The following is a 17,315-nucleotide window of genomic DNA, read 5'->3' as shown; positions in this document are numbered from 1 at the left end:
ATCGCGGCGCGCCTGGGGCTGTCGGGGGAAACCTGCGAAGACCCGCACGTCGAGCGGATGATCGAATCGTTCGCCCTGCTGGGGGCGCGCATCAACAAGAAGCTGGACGACGACTATCCGGAATTCACGGAAGCGTTGTTCGAGGTGATGTACCCGCACTACCTGCGGCCGTTTCCGTCGTGTTCGATCGCGCAGTTCGACATGGGCGGCGTGGCGGCCCAGCTGACCGCGCCGGTGCGCATGGCGCGCGGCACCGAATTGAAGTCGCACGCCGTGCGCGGCGTGGCCTGTCGTTTCCGCACGGCCTACGACGTGACGCTGGCGCCCGTGGCCATCCGCCAGGCCGCGTTCGCCTCGACCGCCAACGCGCCGTCCTCCACGCAGCTGCCGCCGGGCGTGACCGGCCGCCTGTCGCTGACGCTGGCGTGCCTGGCCGAAACGCAGAGCTTCGCCACGCTGGCGGTGGACCGCCTGCGCGTCTATCTGCACGGCGAGCCGTCGTTCGTGGCGGCGCTGCGCGATTGCCTGTTCCTGCGCACCGCCGCAGCCTACATCGAGACCCAGCCCGGCCGCTGGAACCGGCTGCCCGAGGTGCCGCTGGCGCAGGTCGGGCTGGCCGAGGACGACGCGCTGATCGATTTTCCGGCCAGCTCGCACCCGGCCTACCGGCTGCTGGCCGAGTACTTTGTTTTCTCAGAGAAATTCAACTTCGTCGACATCGACCTGGCGGCGCTGCGGCGCGCGGTGGGGCCGGTGCGCGAATTCACGCTGCACCTGCCGGTCAAGGGGCTGCGCGCCGACTCCAATACCGCGCGCCTGTTGGAGTCGGCCTCTGCCGACAACTTCCGGCTGGGCTGCACGCCGGTGATCAACCTGTTCGAGCAGCGCGCCGACCCCATCCGCGTGACGCACGCGGCCGCGTCGTACCCGGTGGTGGCCGATGCGCGCCGCGCCTATGGCTACGAGGTCTATTCCATCGACCGCGTGCGGCTGGTGCGGCAGAACGCGCAGGGCGATTCGGTGGTGGAGTTCCGGCCGTTCTATTCGTTGCACCACGGCGAGACGCCCGAGGGCGCCAGCCATTACTGGACCGCGCGGCGCGACCCGATGGTGGCCGAGCGCAGTCCGGGCTACGAGATGGAGATGTCGATCGTCGACATCGATTTCAATCCGGCGCTGCCGCAGACCGAAACGCTGAGCCTGGAGCTGACCTGCACCAACCGCGACCTGCCGTCGCACCTGGCGGTGGGCCAGCCGGGCGGCGACCTGTTCCTGGAGGGCGGCTCGGTGGCGCGCGAGATCCGCATGCTGCGCCGGCCGACCCACACACACCGCTTCCAGCAGGGCCGCGCGGCGCACTGGCGCCTGATCTCGCACCTGGCGCTGAATCACCTGTCGCTGGTGCACAGCGGCCTGCCGGCGCTGAAGGAAACGCTGCGCCTGTACGACCTGTCGCACGCGGCGGTGGCGGCCCGCCAGATCGAAGGGCTGGTGGGGCTGGACTACAAGCCCGCCACCCACTGGATGCCGGGCGAGCCGTTCGCGACCTTCGTGCGCGGCATCGAGATCCGGCTGACGATCAATGAAGACAACTTCGTGGGCACCAGCCTGCATGCCTTCGTGGCGGTGCTCAACCGCTTCTTCGGCCTTTACGTGCACGCCAACAGCTTTGTGCAGTTGGTGGTGCTGTCGCGCCGCGGCGCGGAAGAAATCCTACGGTGTGCTCCATGCAACGGCGACGCGATCCTAGCGTAATCGAATCGCTGCTGGCCGAGCCGCAGCGCTTCAAGTTCTTCCAGGCCGTGCGGGTGCTGGAACTGTGGTTCGCGCGCCAGGAAGGCACGCGCGCCAAGAACGCCGTGCCGGCGCACCTGCGCTTCGTCAACTCGTCGTCGCTGGGCTTTCCGGCCAGCGAGATCGCCGGGTTGACGGCCTTCGACAAGAACGGCCAGGCCCTGCACGACGCCGAGGCGCGCCTGGCGGCGCTGGCGGCTGGCACGCTGGGGCGGGTGGAGATCGAGCCGGCCTTCTTCGGTTTGCTGGGCGGGCAGGGCGCTTTGCCGCTGCATTACTCCGAGATCCTGAGCCACCGCGAAAGCGCCACGCGCGACCGCGGCGCGCGCGCCTTCTTCGACATCTTCTCGAACCGGGCCGCCGCGCTGTTCTACGCGGCCTGGAAGAAGTACCGCATGCCGCTGCGGCACGAGACCGAGCAGGACCATCACTACCTGCCGCTGTTGCTGGCGTTGGGCGGTGTCGGCCATCCGGCGCTGCGCGACCGCCTGCATGCCGGCGAAGGCCGCGTGTTCGACGAATCGCTGGCGCACTACGCGGCGGCGGCGCGGCAGCGGCCGGTGTCGGCCGCGTACCTGCAGCGGGTGCTGGCCGATTACTTCCAGGTGGCCTTGCGGGTCGAACAGTTCGTCGGCCGCTGGTACCACGTGCCGCCCGAGAACCGCACCCAGCTGGGCCGGCCCGGCGCGGTGCTGGGTGTGTCCGCCATGGCCGGAGACCGCATCTGGCAGCGCGACCTGCGCATCCGGCTGTGGATCGGCCCGCTGTCCAAGACGGCGTTCGCCGATTTCCTGCCTGGCGGCGCCCGCGCGCAGGCGCTGGAAAAGCTGCTGACGATGTTCGGCGGGCTGAGCTTCGAATACGAGGTGCGCCTGGTGATGGCCAAAGAGGACGTCGCCGGCAGCGCGCTGGGCGGCGATGCCGAGGGCGGCGGCGCACGCCTGGGCTGGAATTCCTTTCTCTGCACCGAACCGTCGGCGTCGGATCGCGACGACGCCAGCTACGAACTGCACACCATCCACTAAGAACAAGACAACCGAGAACATGGCCACTCCCCTGAAAACCCTGATCGGGAAACTGAACCAGACCTGCCGCCAGGCCGCCGAGCGCGCCGCCAGCCTGTGCATGGCGCAAGGCCACTACGAGGTGGACCTGGAACACCTGTTCCTGGCGCTGCTGGAAAAGCCCGCCAGCGATTTCAGCATCGTGGCGCGCCGCAGCGGCATCGAGGCCTCGGTGCTCGAGGCCGACCTGAACGCCGAAATCCGCGGCTTCAAGAACGGCAATACCCGCACGCCGGTGTTTTCGCCGCATCTGCCACGCCTGTTCGAGCATGCCTGGCTGATCGCCTCGCTCGACACGCAGACCACCCGCATCCGTTCCGGTCACCTGTTGCTGGCGCTGCTCACCGAGCCCGATCTGGCGGCGCTGGCGCGGCGCGGCTCGCGCCTGTTCGAGTCGTTCCGGCTGGAAGAGCTGAAGCACGATTTCGCGGCCCTGACGGCCGGCTCGGAAGAGGCCGGCCAGTCCGTCGCATTGGGCGATGACGCCGCGCAGGGCGAGGCCGCAGCGCCCGCGGCCGCGCTGTCCAAGACGCCGGCGCTGGACCAATACACCACCAACCTGACCGAGCGCGCCCGCGAAGGCAAGATCGATCCGGTGATCGGCCGCGATGCCGAGATCCGCCAGATGATCGACATCCTGACGCGGCGCCGCCAGAACAACCCCATCCTGACCGGCGAGGCCGGCGTCGGCAAGACCGCCGTGGTCGAGGGGCTGGCGCTGCGCATCGTGGCTGGCGACGTGCCGCCGGCGCTGGCCGGCGTGGCGCTGCGCACGCTGGACATGGGCCTGCTGCAGGCCGGCGCCAGCGTCAAGGGCGAATTCGAGAACCGCTTGAAAAGCGTGATCGACGAGGTCAAGCAAAGCCCCACGCCCATCATCCTGTTCATCGACGAGGCCCACACCATGATCGGCGCGGGCGGGCAGGCCGGCCAGAACGATGCGGCCAACCTGCTCAAGCCGGCGCTGGCGCGCGGCGAACTGCGCACCATCGCCGCCACCACCTGGAGCGAATACAAGAAGTATTTCGAGAAAGACGCCGCGCTGGCGCGGCGCTTCCAGGTGGTCAAGGTGGAAGAGCCCAGCGAGACCCTGGCCGCCAGCATGCTGCGCGGCATGGCGCCGCTGATGGAACAGCATTTCGGCGTGCGCATCCTGGACGAGGCGATCGTCGCCGCCGCCCGCCTGTCGCACCGCTACATCAGCGGCCGCCAGCTGCCCGACAAGGCGGTCGGCGTGCTGGACACCGCCTGCGCCCGGGTGGCATTGGGCCGCAGCGCCACGCCGGCCCTGATCGACGACGCCCGCCACCGGCTGGCGCGCCAGGAGACCGAGCGCGCGGCGTTGCGCCGCGAGGCCGCGACCGGCGCCGCGCAGTCGGCCCGCCTGCGCGAACTGGACGAGGAAATGGCCGCCACCCGCCAACAGCTGGCCGAGGCCGAGGCGCGCCTGGCGCAGGAAAGCGAGCTGGTGCGGCAGATCCACGCGCTGCGCGAGGAGCTGGAAGCCGCGGGCCAGGAACCCGACGCCGAAGCCGGCGCCAAGCGCCGCGGCGGCAAGGCCGCCGAGCCGACGCCCGCCCAGGCGCAACTGGCCGAATTGCAGCAGCAGTTGCGCGCCCTGCAGGGCGAGGCGCCGCTGGTGCCGGCCTATGTGGACGCGCAGGTCATCGCCGAGATCGTCTCGGCCTGGACCGGCATCCCGCTGGGCCGCATGGTCAACGACGAGATCCGCACCGTGCTGGAGCTGCAGCCGCTGCTGGCCGAGCGCGTCATCGGCCAGGATCACGCATTGCACGCCATCGCCCAGCGCGTGCGCACCGCGCGCGCCGGGTTGGAGGACCCCAACAAGCCCAAGGGCGTGTTCCTGTTCGTCGGCCCGTCGGGCGTGGGCAAGACCGAGACCGCGCTGGCGGTGGCCGACATTCTCTATGGCGGCGAGCGCAAGCTGGTCACGATCAACATGAGCGAGTACCAGGAGGCCCACAGCGTCTCGGGCCTGAAGGGCTCGCCGCCCGGCTACGTCGGCTACGGCGAAGGCGGGGTGCTGACCGAGGCCGTGCGGCGCCAGCCCTACAGCGTGGTGCTGCTCGATGAAATCGAGAAGGCCCACCCCGACGTGCTGGAGCTGTTCTTCCAGGTGTTCGACAAGGGCGTGATGGACGACGCCGAGGGGCGCGAGATCGATTTCCGCAACACGCTCATCATCCTGACCTCCAACGTCGGCTCGTCGGCCATCATGCAGGCCTGCCTGAACAAGAGCGCCGAGGAACGGCCCGATCCGGACGCCATGCAGGAACTGCTGGCGCCGCAGCTGTACAAGGCCTTCAAGCCCGCCTTCCTGGGGCGCATGAAGACCATCGCCTACTACCCGGTGGACGACGACGCCCTGGCCCGCATCATCGGCCTGAAGCTGGCCCGCATCGCCGAGCGCGTGCAGGCCAACCACCGCGCCGTGTTCGACTGGGACGAGGCGCTGGTCGAGGCCGTGCTGGCGCGCTGCACCGAGGTCGACACCGGCGCGCGCAACGTCGACCACATTTTGAACGGCACGCTGTTGCCGCAGATCGCCGAGCAGGTGCTGGGCCGCATGGCGCAGGGTGAAGCGATCGCGCGCATCCGCGTCACGGCCGGCAAGAACGGCGACTTCCGCTACCGCCTGACCTGAGCCCGGAGCCGAGACCATGCCCCAGGATGCTTCCGGATTGTCCCGCCTGTCGACCGCCGGCATCGCGCAGGCCAACCGCCTGCTGGACCTGCGCACGCCGCTGGGCGAAAACCGCCTGGTGGCCGAGACCCTGTCGGCCACCGAGCAATTGAGCGGCGGCGCCTATCGGCTGGAGATCTCCGCGCTGTCCGACGACGCGCATATCCCCCTGAAGGCCCTGATGGGCCAGCCCGTCACGCTGCGCCTGCAGACCGCGCTCGACCGCGAGCAGCCGCGCCTGTGGCACGGCCACGCCACGGCGGTGCGCTTCCTGGGCGCCAACGGCGGCCTGGCGCGCTATGGCCTGACCGTGGAGCCGTGGCTGGCGTTCCTGCGGGCGCGGCGCGACAGCTTCGCCTACCAGGACAAGACGGTGATCGACATCGTCGACAGCATCTTCGGCGACTACAAGGGCCAGGGCGCGCTGGCGCCGCAATGGCGCTGGGAGGTCAAGGACCGCGCCGCCTACGCCAAGCGCAGCCTGACCATCCAGTACCGCGAGACCGATTACGCCTTCATCGAGCGCCTGCTGGCCGAGGAGGGCCTGTTCTATTGGGTCGAGCACGCCGACGCCGGCCACACCCTGGTCATTGCCGACCACAACGACGCCTTCAAGGCCGGCCCGCAGGCCAGCGTGCGCTTCGCCCGCGCCGACGTGACCGAGACCGAGGACAGCATCCAGCAATGGAGCGCGCGCAAGCGCTGGCAGACCAACGCCGTGCGCATGGCCAGCTGGGACTACCGCAGCGCCCAGGCGCGGCCGGTGTCGGCGCAGGCGGACAGCGGCAAGCTGGCGAATCCGCTGGAACTGGTCAGCGATGACTACCCCGGGCAGTATGCCTACGAGGACAGCGCGCAGGGCGAGCGGCTGGCGCACAACGCGCTGGCCGCGCTGCGCGTGCGCCAGCAGAGCGTCGAGGGCGCCGGCACCGTGCGCACGCTGGCGCCGGGCCAGCGCTTCGAGCTGACCGGCCACTACCAGCAGGGCGGCCCGTCCGCGTTCGTGGTGATCGCGATCACGCACCAGGCCCGCAACAACTTCGACGCCGACCTCGGCCGCGCCGTGCGCGAGGCGCTGGGCGGCGACGAGGGCGAGGACGCCGATTTCTACCGCAACGCCTTCACCTGCATCGGCAGCGACACCGAATTCCGCCCCGCGACGCAGGACGGCCACGGCACGCGCCTGCATCCCCGTCCCACGGTGTTCGGCGCGCAGACCGCGCTGGTGGTGGGCGCCGAGGAACCGGTGCACACCGACCGCGACCACCGCATCAAGGTGCAGTTCCACTGGCAGCGCGGCAAGGCGTCCAGCAGCCGGCTGGCGCACCCGTCGGGCGACGAGAACGCGCCGGCCAAGGATGAGCTGGGCGCCTGGGTGCGCGTGGCCGAGCCGGTGGCCGGCGGCGACTGGGGCGGTCATTTCGTGCCGCGCGTCGGCCAGGAAGTGCTGGTGGAATTCCTGCACGGCGACATCGACCGCCCGGTGGTGGTCGGCGCGCTGTACAACGGCGAGGGCGCCGAGGATGCCTCCCACAACCAGGTGCAGGCGGGCGGCGCCAATGCCACCGGCAACGCGCCGGCCTGGTTTGCCGGCGGCAATGACGGGCACGCGCACAACGCGGTCATGTCCGGCTTCAAGACCCAGGCCCTGGCCACCAGCGGCGCGGGCACCGGCGGCTACAACCAGCTGGTGCAGGACGACACGCCGGGCCAGTCGCGCCTGACCGCCTCGACCACCCAGGCCGATGCCCGCCTGAACCTGGGCCACGTCAAGCAGCAGCGCGACAACGAGCGCCTGCAGGACCTGGGCCATGGCGCCGAACTGTCGACCAAGGAAGCGGTGGCGCTGCGCGGCGGTTCCGGCCTGCTGATCAGCGCCGACCTGCGCGAGAACGCCGAGGGCGCGCTGCTGGACAGCGCCGAGGCGGCCAAGCAGATCGACGCCGCCCTCGAATCGGCCAAGGAACTGGGCGACATCGCGGTCAAGCAGAAGGCCATCCTGGATGGCGATCCGCAGGCGCTGCCGGCGCACGATGCCCTCGGGCACGTCCGCGACGTGGTCGAGGCCACCCAGGACGATGCCAACGCCGAGGGCGCCGCCGTCAAGGTGGCGGCCTACAGCGAACCGCACCTCCAGGTCAGCGCGCCCAGCGGCATCGGCCAGTACACGCCGGCCAACGCCTTCCTGGTGGCCGGCGCCACCTTCGCGCAGATCGCGCCCGATGTGAACTGGGCCAGCAGCGCCCACCTGGCGGTGGGCGTGGCGGCCGGCGTGGTGCTGTTCACGGCGGGCCACGAGGCCGGCGGCGGCCGCGCGGTGCAGGACCGTGGCCTGCGGCTGCACGCCGCGGGCGGCAAGCTGCGCCTGCACAGCCAGGACGCCAAGATGACGCTGACGGCCGAGAAGGCCGTGACCTTCGCTTCCGCCGGCGCCAGCGTGCTGATCGAGGCCAAGCAGCGCGTGCTGGCCACCGCCGCGGGCGCCTATGTGCGGCTGGAAGGCGGCGGCATCCAGCTGCATGCGCCGGGCAAGGTCGAGCTGAAGGCGGGAGCGCACAACTGGGTCGGGCCGCAGACGGCGAGCGGCAACCTGGCGCCGCCCTCGGGCGAATTCAAGGATTGTCCCAGCAAGGTGAACAGCGCGGCGGCGGGAGGGGCGGCCTTTGTTTGACGGCATCCTTCCCCACGGCGAGGACCGCGACGCGGCCGTCCGGCTCTACGAACGCCTGCTGGCCGCCGCCGCGCGCACCCCGTCAAGCGCGCTCTACGTACTGGTGGATCCCACCATCGAGGATCCGCTGGCGCATGCAGCCCGGCGCGAGAGCGCCGTGGCGCTGCCGTTGGACCGTGGCCGCTTCCTGGCCGGGCATTGCCCCTATCTGCTGGCGCTGGGAGACTTTGGCCGCGACGACGCCATCGAATTGAGCATTGCCGCGGCCTGCGCGGCCGCGGCGCCTGGCCACACCCATCGCGCGGTCTGCGGCTGGATCGCCAGTCCGGTGGCCCCGACGGCGCTGGCTCGCCATCTGGCCAGGATGGCGCGCTGCCTGGTGCCGGATCGGGCCGATCCGGTGACCTTGCGGCATTGGGATCCGCGCGTCGCCGAGGTGCTGGCCGAGGTGCTGTCCGAAGACCAGCTGCGCCAATGGCTCGCGCCAGTCCAGGCCTATTGGCGGCCGTGCCGCGCGGCCGGGGAACTGGCGGTCCAGTACGAACGGCCGGCCGCCGCGGGCGCGCCGCAAGCCGGGCCGGCCGCGCCGCTGGTGCTCGATCGCGCGCAGTGCGCCGTGCTGGAACGCGCCGGCTGGGTCAACCAGGCGCTCGACGCCCTGGCCGAAGCCGGACACGACATGGCCGAGGCGCGGCTGCGCGAGCGCGCCGACCGCCAGGTGGCGCGCGCGCAGGCGCGCTGGGGCCTGGAGACCGACACCGACATCGTCGATTTCGCGCTGCATGGCCTGCTGGTGCATCCGCATTTCGACCAGCATCCCGACGTCCGCCACGCCATGGCCACGGTCCAGGCGAGCGGCGTCGCGGCGGTGGCGGCCTTGAACGACATCACGGAAGAACAATGGAACCGCGTGCGGCAATGGCCCGGCACGACGGTCGAACCGGAGCAGACAGAGGTGAGGGATGGCGGAGCTTTCTAACGCGCGTTGCGCCGCGGCGGCGAATACCTGCGGCGAGACCAAGGGCAAGTGCATCAACTGCGACAAGAAGGGCGGCGTGGCGATCATGCCGCTGGTGCCCGCGCCGCTGCCGCGGCCCATGGTGAGCGATGCCTGGGCCAACACCGAGCACGGCGGCGCCAGCAACACGCAGTGGGCGATTCCCGCCCACCGCATGTACAGCACCTGGATGGAGAAGAAGCTGGAGGCCCACACCAAGGTGCGGCTGTTCGACCCCAGGTTCGACCCCGCCGGACTGCCGGCGGAGACCTACTTCGCGCGCGTGCCGGCCGCGGGCTACCTGTACGTGCTCAAGCAGGACAAAACCTGGGACGGCTACCTGATCGACAGCAAGGGCTACTACCGCAAGATCCCGGTCGCCAAGATGCCCGAGGACGCCGAGACCACCGAGCCGCTGTCCGAGGCCTGCTCGTCGGAAGGGCACAACAACATCGGCACGCAGTTCATCACCATCGACCACCTGCGCAGTCCCACGGCCTGGATCGCCTACAGCCGCTACGTCTGGGACAAGCAGACCCGCCAGGACTACGCCGACGACAAAGACGGCTGCCGCGGCGCGCGGATGACCGAACTGAACCTGAAGGACATCGCCGACGGCAAGGTCGGGTTGGGCAGCGCCGCGCCCAACACCTGCAAGCTGACCCTGCCCGACATCACGGGCATCGTCGCCGACTATGCCGTGGCGGACGTGCAGCGCTGCCTGAATGCGGGCCTGCACAACCCGCTGCAGATGCGCGCCGAGCCGGAGCCGCAACTGGTGACGGCGCAGATGTGGGCCGTGAATTCGCTGCTGCCGGCGCTGCAATGGGGGGTCGGGGTGGTGCTGCCGGATCCGGTGGGGATCGTGCAGGAGTTGAATCTGCGGCGCAATATTGCTGCGGCGCGCGCTTCGGTGCTTGAAGGAGCGCTGGACCCGGAACGCGCGCGCAAGCGCGTCATTGCCGACATCATTCAAGGCATGTGCTTGAGCGCTAAAGCCAATCCGGGGCCGTTCTGGGCGGCGAATTATGGACCCGAACGTTATGAAAGAAACATAGACACCGGCGCTTGGCAAGCCGCCCTTGCGGACAGTGAGGGCAAGAAGTCCTTGATGACACAGATCGCGAACTTGAGTGCGCTATTCACGACTTGGATCAAATGCCCGGGCTGGAAACAGCAGCAACGCACCGACTTCTGCGACAGGGATGACGCAGCCGGGGTACGGCGCGAAAACATGGCCGCGTCGTGTGTTGCCGGATCGGGGCAGACTGAAAAGGAGCGTGTGGAGGTATGGGGCGAGCTTTGGAAACTGTCGGTTGACGATCCGAACAACTGGTTCTATCGAAGCCTGTCTGCTGGAAACGCGGATCTGTTCAAGCTATTGGCGGATACGGGCTCAGTCGACGAGGCCGGTTCCATTGTCAGGGCCGCGTATGCAATGGTGACGCCATATCTGGAAGGGGGCGCGTTGAAAATCGACAACCTGCGCGAAGCCCTGCGTGCCAAGCGTCGCTACAACGAGGCTACCGCCACGCTGGTGGACACCGTGACCGGGCTGCTGACCAAGTTGATGATCAACGATCCAAAGACGTACAACCGGCTGATGCGTGGCATTGCGATGACGCTTGTCACGCGTGAGGATCTGCTGGTTGCTCCCACTGTGCTGAAGGGACCATTGTCGGAGATCAAGAATCTTCTGGAAGAAGCTGCCACCAAACCGATAGAAGGTCACGCCCCGGTGCGTGTTGGCGGTGACTTGCCCGCCGGCAGGGGCTATCTGGCTCAGGAAGGCAATTTGGGCCAGCGCGGTCTCAGCTTGTCGGAAACGGTGGGTCGCGGTGTGTATCTGGATTTGCCGGAGGACAGAACGACCATTTCCGCCGTGGTGGCGTTCACCTTCAAGAAGCTGGCCCAGGGGGAAAAGCTGAGTGGCTCCTTTGCTGGAGGCACACCCCTGCAGGAAATTGAATTGCCATTGCGTGAACAGGCCCGGATGAATCCTTATCTGAATGGCCGAGCTGCACTGGTAGGGAACCTGGCATCTACGGTATTAGGTTCCGGGATCATGTTCTTCCAGGCACAAGGTGCGATCAATGCCTTGGCGGCAACGCTCAAGGAAGGTGCTTCGCTGGAAGACAGGTTCTCGAGTGGCGCTGGCGCGACGGCGAATATCGTTGCCATGGTCGCCGTCGGCTTCGACCTGGCTTCCTCCATAGGCACGCTTGTTTCCAATGAGGTTTCCAAGAGACTCATGCGGCAAGGGGCCAAACTCGGACTCGCCGCCGGCATTCTCGATGGCTTGGTGACCGCCTATGGTGCATACCGCAAGCGGCAAGCCGGCAACAATACGTCGGCGTATTGGAGTACCGCATCGGCGCTCGCGACCGTGATATCGGGAGTGGCAGGCTATGGCACTACGATGGCGGTTGCTGGTGGAGGTACCGCCTTTACGGTCTTAGGGCTATCGCTGGGACCCGTCGGCTGGACCTTGTTGACGATCGCCGCGCTGGGCGTCGCCATATGGACTGCGGTGAACGCTGCGGGAACCGACGACGCCAGCCGTTTGCCGGTCGAATACTGGCTTGATAACGGCGTGTTTGGCAAACGCACCCAGCTTGGCAATACGGATAACAACCCCTTTGCCACCAAGGCGAGCGCGGGAAAACGAGGTGCGCCGGCTGTTCCCTTCCTCAACTTGAATGACGAACTTCAAGCGTTGGAACGCATCATTCTGGTGGCCAGCGGTTACCTGATGAAAGGCGCGGTGGGCAATGGCTACTTTCATGCGCATTACAACGTTACTGTTCCGCTATATTCTGATGACAGTCGGGTCACGATCGAGTTCTATCGGAATGACAGGGATGGAAAGAAGGTTTTCCGCACCATGAGCGCCGGTAAGAACGCGACATTGCCTGCGGTACAGAGTGGATCGGTTCTTGTTCCTGCTCCCGGGTTCCAAAACGAGAAAATGACTATTGATCCAGTCAGTAAAAGCGCCAAATTGACGGGCTCTTTTCAGGTGTTCCTGGGGTTGCGCGGGTTCTATTGCATGAAGGTTCATTATTGGCCGAGCGAAATACAGCGGCCGGGAATGGAGACGGGGTTTGAGTCAGGGGTTTACGTTGACAGTTACTAGGAACAGGAAAGAGAAGAGAGATTTGGAGGTACTCCCTGATCGCACCGGAGCATGGGGCTGGCTGTTGTCGGGGCGCTCCGGAGTGCAGCCGGCGGCTGAAGGCATGGTTACCGAGTTGACGCCCGCTTGCCTGCGCTTGACGGGGCCTTTCGAGGCCTCGCGTGGCTACGTGGCATGTGTCTCGCTCGCTGCTGCGGTTGGTCTGACTTTGCTGTTCCTTACGGCTCTGATCGACCTGAGTACGGGGAGGACCGTTCTGGATACCGGACTTGCCGTGATGATGGGGGGGTATTCTGTATGTGCATTGATCGGTTGGATCTGCGCCTATCGATTTGTTTTTTCACCGATCCAGGAAACCACTCTCATCAGTCGGTCCTTGCGACGCATATATGTGTGGGAAAAGCGGACTGGTTGGACGTCGGTCGATTTTGATCGCGCGCACGCCTACGTTGGCAATTTTCAGGTGGTAACGACAACCGGCGCGGGAGCTGCCTATCCCTTGCGCGTCGTAGAGATCGAGCCCGACACTCGCCGTATCATCAAGGGCGTGGCACTGACCGCTCCATTTGATCGTCCAGAACCCGCCGCGCAACTTTGGGAGTTCGTCCGGTTGTACATGGACGGGGAGCCGGCGATGCTGCCGCCAGTGACGTTGGTGCCGGATTGTCGCGTCAATGCGTATGCGTGGATGGACCTTGAGCTGTTTCCATACGCAATCGATCGTCATCACAGATTGGTGCGGCCGTTTGCGTTCTGGTTCTTCAGTGGTGCCTATTACCTGCCGAACTGGATGGAATACTGGATTCGTCGATTCGGTCGTCGCCCCGCGCTGCCTCCGGAATTGGCGGCGGTGGTGGGCTGGCAAGGCGAAAGCCCGTATCGAATCGCCCCGCCGACACAGGAGGAGCTGGCGGCGCGAGCAGGTAATCTGCCCTCCGTGAAGAGGCGTTGGCGTCTGGCGAGCATCTTCGGCTTGGCGCTCTGGGTCGTCCTGCCGCTGTTTTTTGTGGGCGTCGTGGTGTCCAACTGGTAGGTGGATATTAATGGAGGTCGGTTCCACGCCGGCGGTATGCATCCGATGAGCAGAGCGCGATCGGCGGGACACACGGAAGCAGTGGCGATGACGCCTCAGTGGAATGACAAAGCCAGCAAGCTGACCGGCAAGATCGCGGGACTGCGCCGCGTCAGGCGATCGCGCGATTTCGTGATGGAACAGCTCGGAGGCGGCGCGGGGGCGTCGGCGGTGTCGGCGGGACTGGCGGGGATGGGGGGCGCGGCCATCGCGATTGCTACCCTCGACAGCACTGAGAAGGCGGATTTTGTCGAATTCACGCTCGATGGACAACCGGTTCGAGGCTGGTTCTGGCGGTTTCCCTTTGACGAGGGCGATGACATCGAACTGGTGGCCGAGCACGACGGGCAGGCGTGGATCGCCTACGGCGCCCGACGGCCGGCCGATGCGCTGGTTGCGGTGTATCCGCATTGCTTCGAGGGGCGCCGGGCGCACTACGCTTCCACGTTCCGCTTCTGGGGCATCGTAGTGGGGGCGGTTTTTCTGTTCATGATGTGCCTGGATGCGATTTTCGCGATGTTCAAGGGCACATTCAGCCTGGCAGGGCAGTTGTCCGCGTATGCGGTCTACCTGGCCTATGGGCTGCCCGCGCTGGTGCTGGTTTTCGGATTCCTGGCGTGGCGCGGCGGTCGCAAGACGGAAGGATTTGCGCGGATGGCGGAGACCATTTTCGCCGGCTTTGGCTGGCGGGACGCCAGCAGCATCAATTTGCGCAAGACCTCCAGGGCGCTGCGTCGCGAGGGTGATGGGCGTGACTACGGCACGCTCTATTTCCGCTACCAATGAAGCAAGCGCGCGCGTCCGTGATTGGCTCGCGCCGTCGACAGTGCGAGTCGCAACAAGGAGGAGCAATGCGGCATGGCAGAGGCCGGGCGGGCATCACCATGGTCCCGGAGAAGAGCGGTGCATGGGGATGGTTGCTGCCCGCGAGCTCGGAACGCGCGCGCAGCCCGGAGGATCCCTCCGTGCTGTACAACGTGGTCGAAATCAATCCCGCCTGCCTGCGGCTGGTCGATCCCACCGAGAACCTGCGTGGCCTTGGCATCGTCATGACGATTATGTTCAGCCTGATGTTGCTGCTGATCGCAACCAATTTCATCCTGTTCTACGACACGGCGACGCGCGGCTACGGCGGCGAGTATCTGGCGTTCGTCGCAGGCGGCTCGCTGCTGGGGGTGTTCGGGCTGTGGCGCGCCTACCGCGCTGCGTCCGCGCCGATGCAGTACACCTCCATCATCAGCCGGCGGCTGCGGCGCATCTACGCCTGGAGCAGGAAGGGCGGCTGGATTTCAGTGGACTACGACCGGGCCGTGGCATTCATCTTCAGGGGCCGGCTGGTGGCGCCCACAGGGGCGAGCGCGCCGGTTGTTTCGTTGCGGGTGGCCGAGCTTGAGCCGGGCTCGCGTCGCATCGCGCGCTGCGTCGCGCCCACCCGGATCTTTTCGTCGCGCGAAGCCACCGCTGGCGCCTGGCAGTTCATCCGGCGCTACATGGACGAAGAGCCCGCTGCTGTTCCTCCTGTGGTCCTGATGCCGAATCATCGCATCAATGCCTTTGCGTGGATGGACCGGGAACTGTTTACGGAGGAGATCGACCGGCAGCATTATCCCGCCGGCCTGTTCGACGGATTCGCGTTCTGGATCATGGCGGGGGCCTACTACCTGCCGAACTGGATGGAATACTGGGTACGGCGCTATGGCAAGCGGCCGCCGCTGCCTCCTGAATTGGCTGCCGCCCTGCAATGGGAAGGCGAGAATCCGTACCGCGTCGTACCGCCCACCCCGGAAGAAGCGCTGGCCATGCAAGGCAAGCTTCCCCATATGAAAAAGCGCTGGCTGCACGCCAGCATCCTGGGGATCCTGTTGTGGGGCGTCCTGCCTTTGGGGTTCGTGCTGGTGACGGTATTGAAGTGGATAGCGTCATTAAATTAAATCCGGGTAATATTGACGAACATATTTAATCCGGGTAAAAATTCGTCCTGCGAATGATCGCAACCAAGGACGCAAGCATGAGCACATTCGATCTGAACACCGGCGCCACCGCGCCGCTGGCCGATGAGGTTGACCTGGCCGACCTGCCCGTGGACGGCGCGCTGCCGCCCGGGCTGGACGGGGTCCTGGTCCGCAACGGCCCCAACCCCCTGCGCGGCCGCTTCGAGGGCAACGACGTGCTGTCGTGGTGGCCGCAGCCGGCGATGCTGCACGCCATTGCCTTCCACGGCGGCCGGGCGACCGGTTACCGCAACCGCTGGGCGCGCACCCGGATCTGGGCGCGCGAATACGACCCGCAGGCCGAGGCCGGCCTGCCGGAGACCAATCCCAACGTCAATGTGCTGCGCCACGCGGGCGAAGTGCTGGCGCTGGCCGAGGGCGGGGCGCCGTTGGCGATGACGCCAGCGCTGGATTTCCTGGGCGCCAGCCGGCGCCATCCGGGGCTGGCGGGCGGCATGACGGCGCACCCCAAGGCGGACCCCGAGACCGGGGAACTGATGAGTTTCCGCGCCCATTGGGAGCGGCCCTGGCTGCGCTACGGCGTGACGGGCGCGGGCGGCCAGCCGCGGGTGGATCAGGCGATCGAGCTGCCCGGGCCGTCGATGATGCACGACATGGCGATCACGGCGCGCTACAGCATCCTGCTGGACCTGAACGTGGCGTACGAATTCTCGATGCTGTCGCGCGGCTACCGCATGCCGCTGCGCTGGCATGACGAGCGCCAGTCGCGGCTGGGCGTGATCCCGCGCCACGGCGGCCCGGTGCGCTGGTTCGAGGTCGCGCCCTGTTTCATCCAGCACGTGGTGAATGCGTATGACCGGGATGCGTCGACGCTGGTGCTGGACGTGGTGCGCTATCCGGAATACTTGCGGCTGTCGCGCGAGGGCGCGGGTTTCGAGGACAGCCCGCTGGGCACGCTGTGGCGCTACGAGATCGACCTGGACGAGGGCGGCGTCACGGAGCGCGCGCTGGACGATGCCGGCATCGAGCTGCCGCGCATCAACGAGGCCCGGACCGGCCGCGCCTACCGCTACTGCTATGCGGTGGAGCAGCCCAACAACCGCGAGATGCGCGGCGTGGTGCGCTACGACCTGGAGACGGGCGCGCGCCAGCAGTATGCGGTGCCGCCTGGCGACCAGAACAGCGAACCGGTGTTCGTGCCCCGGCCGGGGGCGCGCGACGAGGACGACGGCTGGGTGCTGGTGTGCGTGTACCGCCAGACCAGCGATACCAGCGACGTGGTGGTGCTGGACGCGCGCGACCTGACGGCCGGGCCGCTGGCGACGGTGCGTCTGCCCCGCCGCATTCCGGCGGGTTTTCACGGCGCCTGGCTGCCGCGCGAGGCGGGCGGGAAGTAGACCGCGACAGTGTCAGAGCCGCGGGCAGGACGTCGCGCCTGTCACCGGCGGCCCGGGTTCAGCGGCTCTTGGCGCGCGTACCTTTCCTGGCGGGGGCGCGCGCCGTTTCCTTGGCCGGCGGCGCGGCGGCCGCCGTCAACTGCTCCATCCAGGCCAGCGTTTCGGTATAGGTCACGAATTGCTGCAGATAACCCGGCGACAGCTCGCGCATCAGCGACAGCGCGCGGTGCACCAGCTGGTTGGAATTGAGCGGGCCGGCGTTCTTGTGCACCTGTTCCTGCGACTGGCGCACCTGCCGGTCGGCGCTCAGGCCGGACCAGATCTCGCGCAGTCCGTCCAGCGCCGGCAGGTCGGGATAGGCGTCGCGGCGCGCCTGCGCGGCGATGGCGTCGGGATCCTCGCCGGGCGCGCCGGGGTAGGCGAGATACGCCGCCAGTTCGGCCAGTGGCCCGCGCGTGCCGGCCGGGGGCGTCGCGACGCGCGCGGCTGCGGCTGTTACGGCGACGCCAGCGGCGGGGGCATTCCGTT

Annotated in this window: 11 protein-coding genes; 10 read left to right on the top strand and 1 reads right to left on the bottom strand. The window is 67.4% G+C overall.

Annotation, left to right across the window (positions count from 1 at the left end):
* The 10 genes from tssF to AOZ53_RS25060 form a co-directional block, all read left to right on the top strand.
* On the top strand, positions 1-1,755 hold a 1,755-nt coding region (tssF, locus tag AOZ53_RS25105), incomplete at its 5' end, for a type VI secretion system baseplate subunit TssF (protein ID WP_054489798.1).
* Positions 1,719-2,819: a type VI secretion system baseplate subunit TssG gene (tssG, locus tag AOZ53_RS25100; RefSeq protein ID WP_054434174.1), complete on the top strand. Its 1,101-nt coding sequence runs from the start codon at positions 1,719-1,721 to the stop codon at positions 2,817-2,819. The genes tssF and tssG, both read left to right, overlap by 37 nt.
* Before the next feature lie 19 nt (positions 2,820-2,838).
* Complete coding sequence (gene tssH, locus AOZ53_RS25095; protein ID WP_054489796.1) at positions 2,839-5,523, top strand: type VI secretion system ATPase TssH; 2,685 nt, start codon at positions 2,839-2,841, stop codon at positions 5,521-5,523.
* A gap of 16 nt (positions 5,524-5,539) precedes the next feature.
* On the top strand, positions 5,540-8,233 hold the full coding sequence (locus AOZ53_RS25090; RefSeq protein WP_054489795.1) for a type VI secretion system Vgr family protein: 2,694 nt from the start codon (positions 5,540-5,542) through the stop codon (positions 8,231-8,233).
* Positions 8,226-9,212: a DUF4123 domain-containing protein gene (locus AOZ53_RS25085; protein ID WP_054476723.1), complete on the top strand. Its 987-nt coding sequence runs from the start codon at positions 8,226-8,228 to the stop codon at positions 9,210-9,212. The genes AOZ53_RS25090 and AOZ53_RS25085 overlap by 8 nt, the downstream gene beginning before the upstream one ends.
* Positions 9,196-12,366: a toxin VasX gene (locus AOZ53_RS25080; protein WP_054476721.1), complete on the top strand. Its 3,171-nt coding sequence runs from the start codon at positions 9,196-9,198 to the stop codon at positions 12,364-12,366. The genes AOZ53_RS25085 and AOZ53_RS25080 overlap by 17 nt, the downstream gene beginning before the upstream one ends.
* Before the next feature lie 103 nt (positions 12,367-12,469).
* Positions 12,470-13,399, top strand: a complete 930-nt coding sequence (locus AOZ53_RS25075) for a hypothetical protein (RefSeq protein WP_054434078.1) — start codon at positions 12,470-12,472, stop codon at positions 13,397-13,399.
* 87 nt (positions 13,400-13,486) lie between these two features.
* Entirely contained in the window at positions 13,487-14,224 is a 738-nt protein-coding gene (locus tag AOZ53_RS25070) for a putative type VI secretion system effector (RefSeq protein WP_054434079.1), read from the top strand.
* A 179-nt stretch (positions 14,225-14,403) separates the two neighbouring features.
* Positions 14,404-15,369: a hypothetical protein gene (locus AOZ53_RS25065; protein WP_054489815.1), complete on the top strand. Its 966-nt coding sequence runs from the start codon at positions 14,404-14,406 to the stop codon at positions 15,367-15,369.
* 77 nt (positions 15,370-15,446) lie between these two features.
* Positions 15,447-16,787: a carotenoid oxygenase family protein gene (locus AOZ53_RS25060; protein WP_054489793.1), complete on the top strand. Its 1,341-nt coding sequence runs from the start codon at positions 15,447-15,449 to the stop codon at positions 16,785-16,787.
* A 58-nt stretch (positions 16,788-16,845) separates the two neighbouring features.
* Here the strand turns inward: AOZ53_RS25060 and AOZ53_RS25055 are convergent.
* The coding region (locus AOZ53_RS25055; RefSeq protein WP_156333510.1) for a DUF2894 domain-containing protein at positions 16,846-17,315 on the bottom strand (470 nt) is incomplete at its 5' end.

Origin of the sequence: Achromobacter sp. 2789STDY5608621, from assembly GCF_001299375.1 — a bacterium.
GTDB lineage: Bacteria > Pseudomonadota > Gammaproteobacteria > Burkholderiales > Burkholderiaceae_B > Achromobacter > Achromobacter insuavis.
This window is presented reverse-complemented; position numbering and strand designations above follow the sequence as displayed.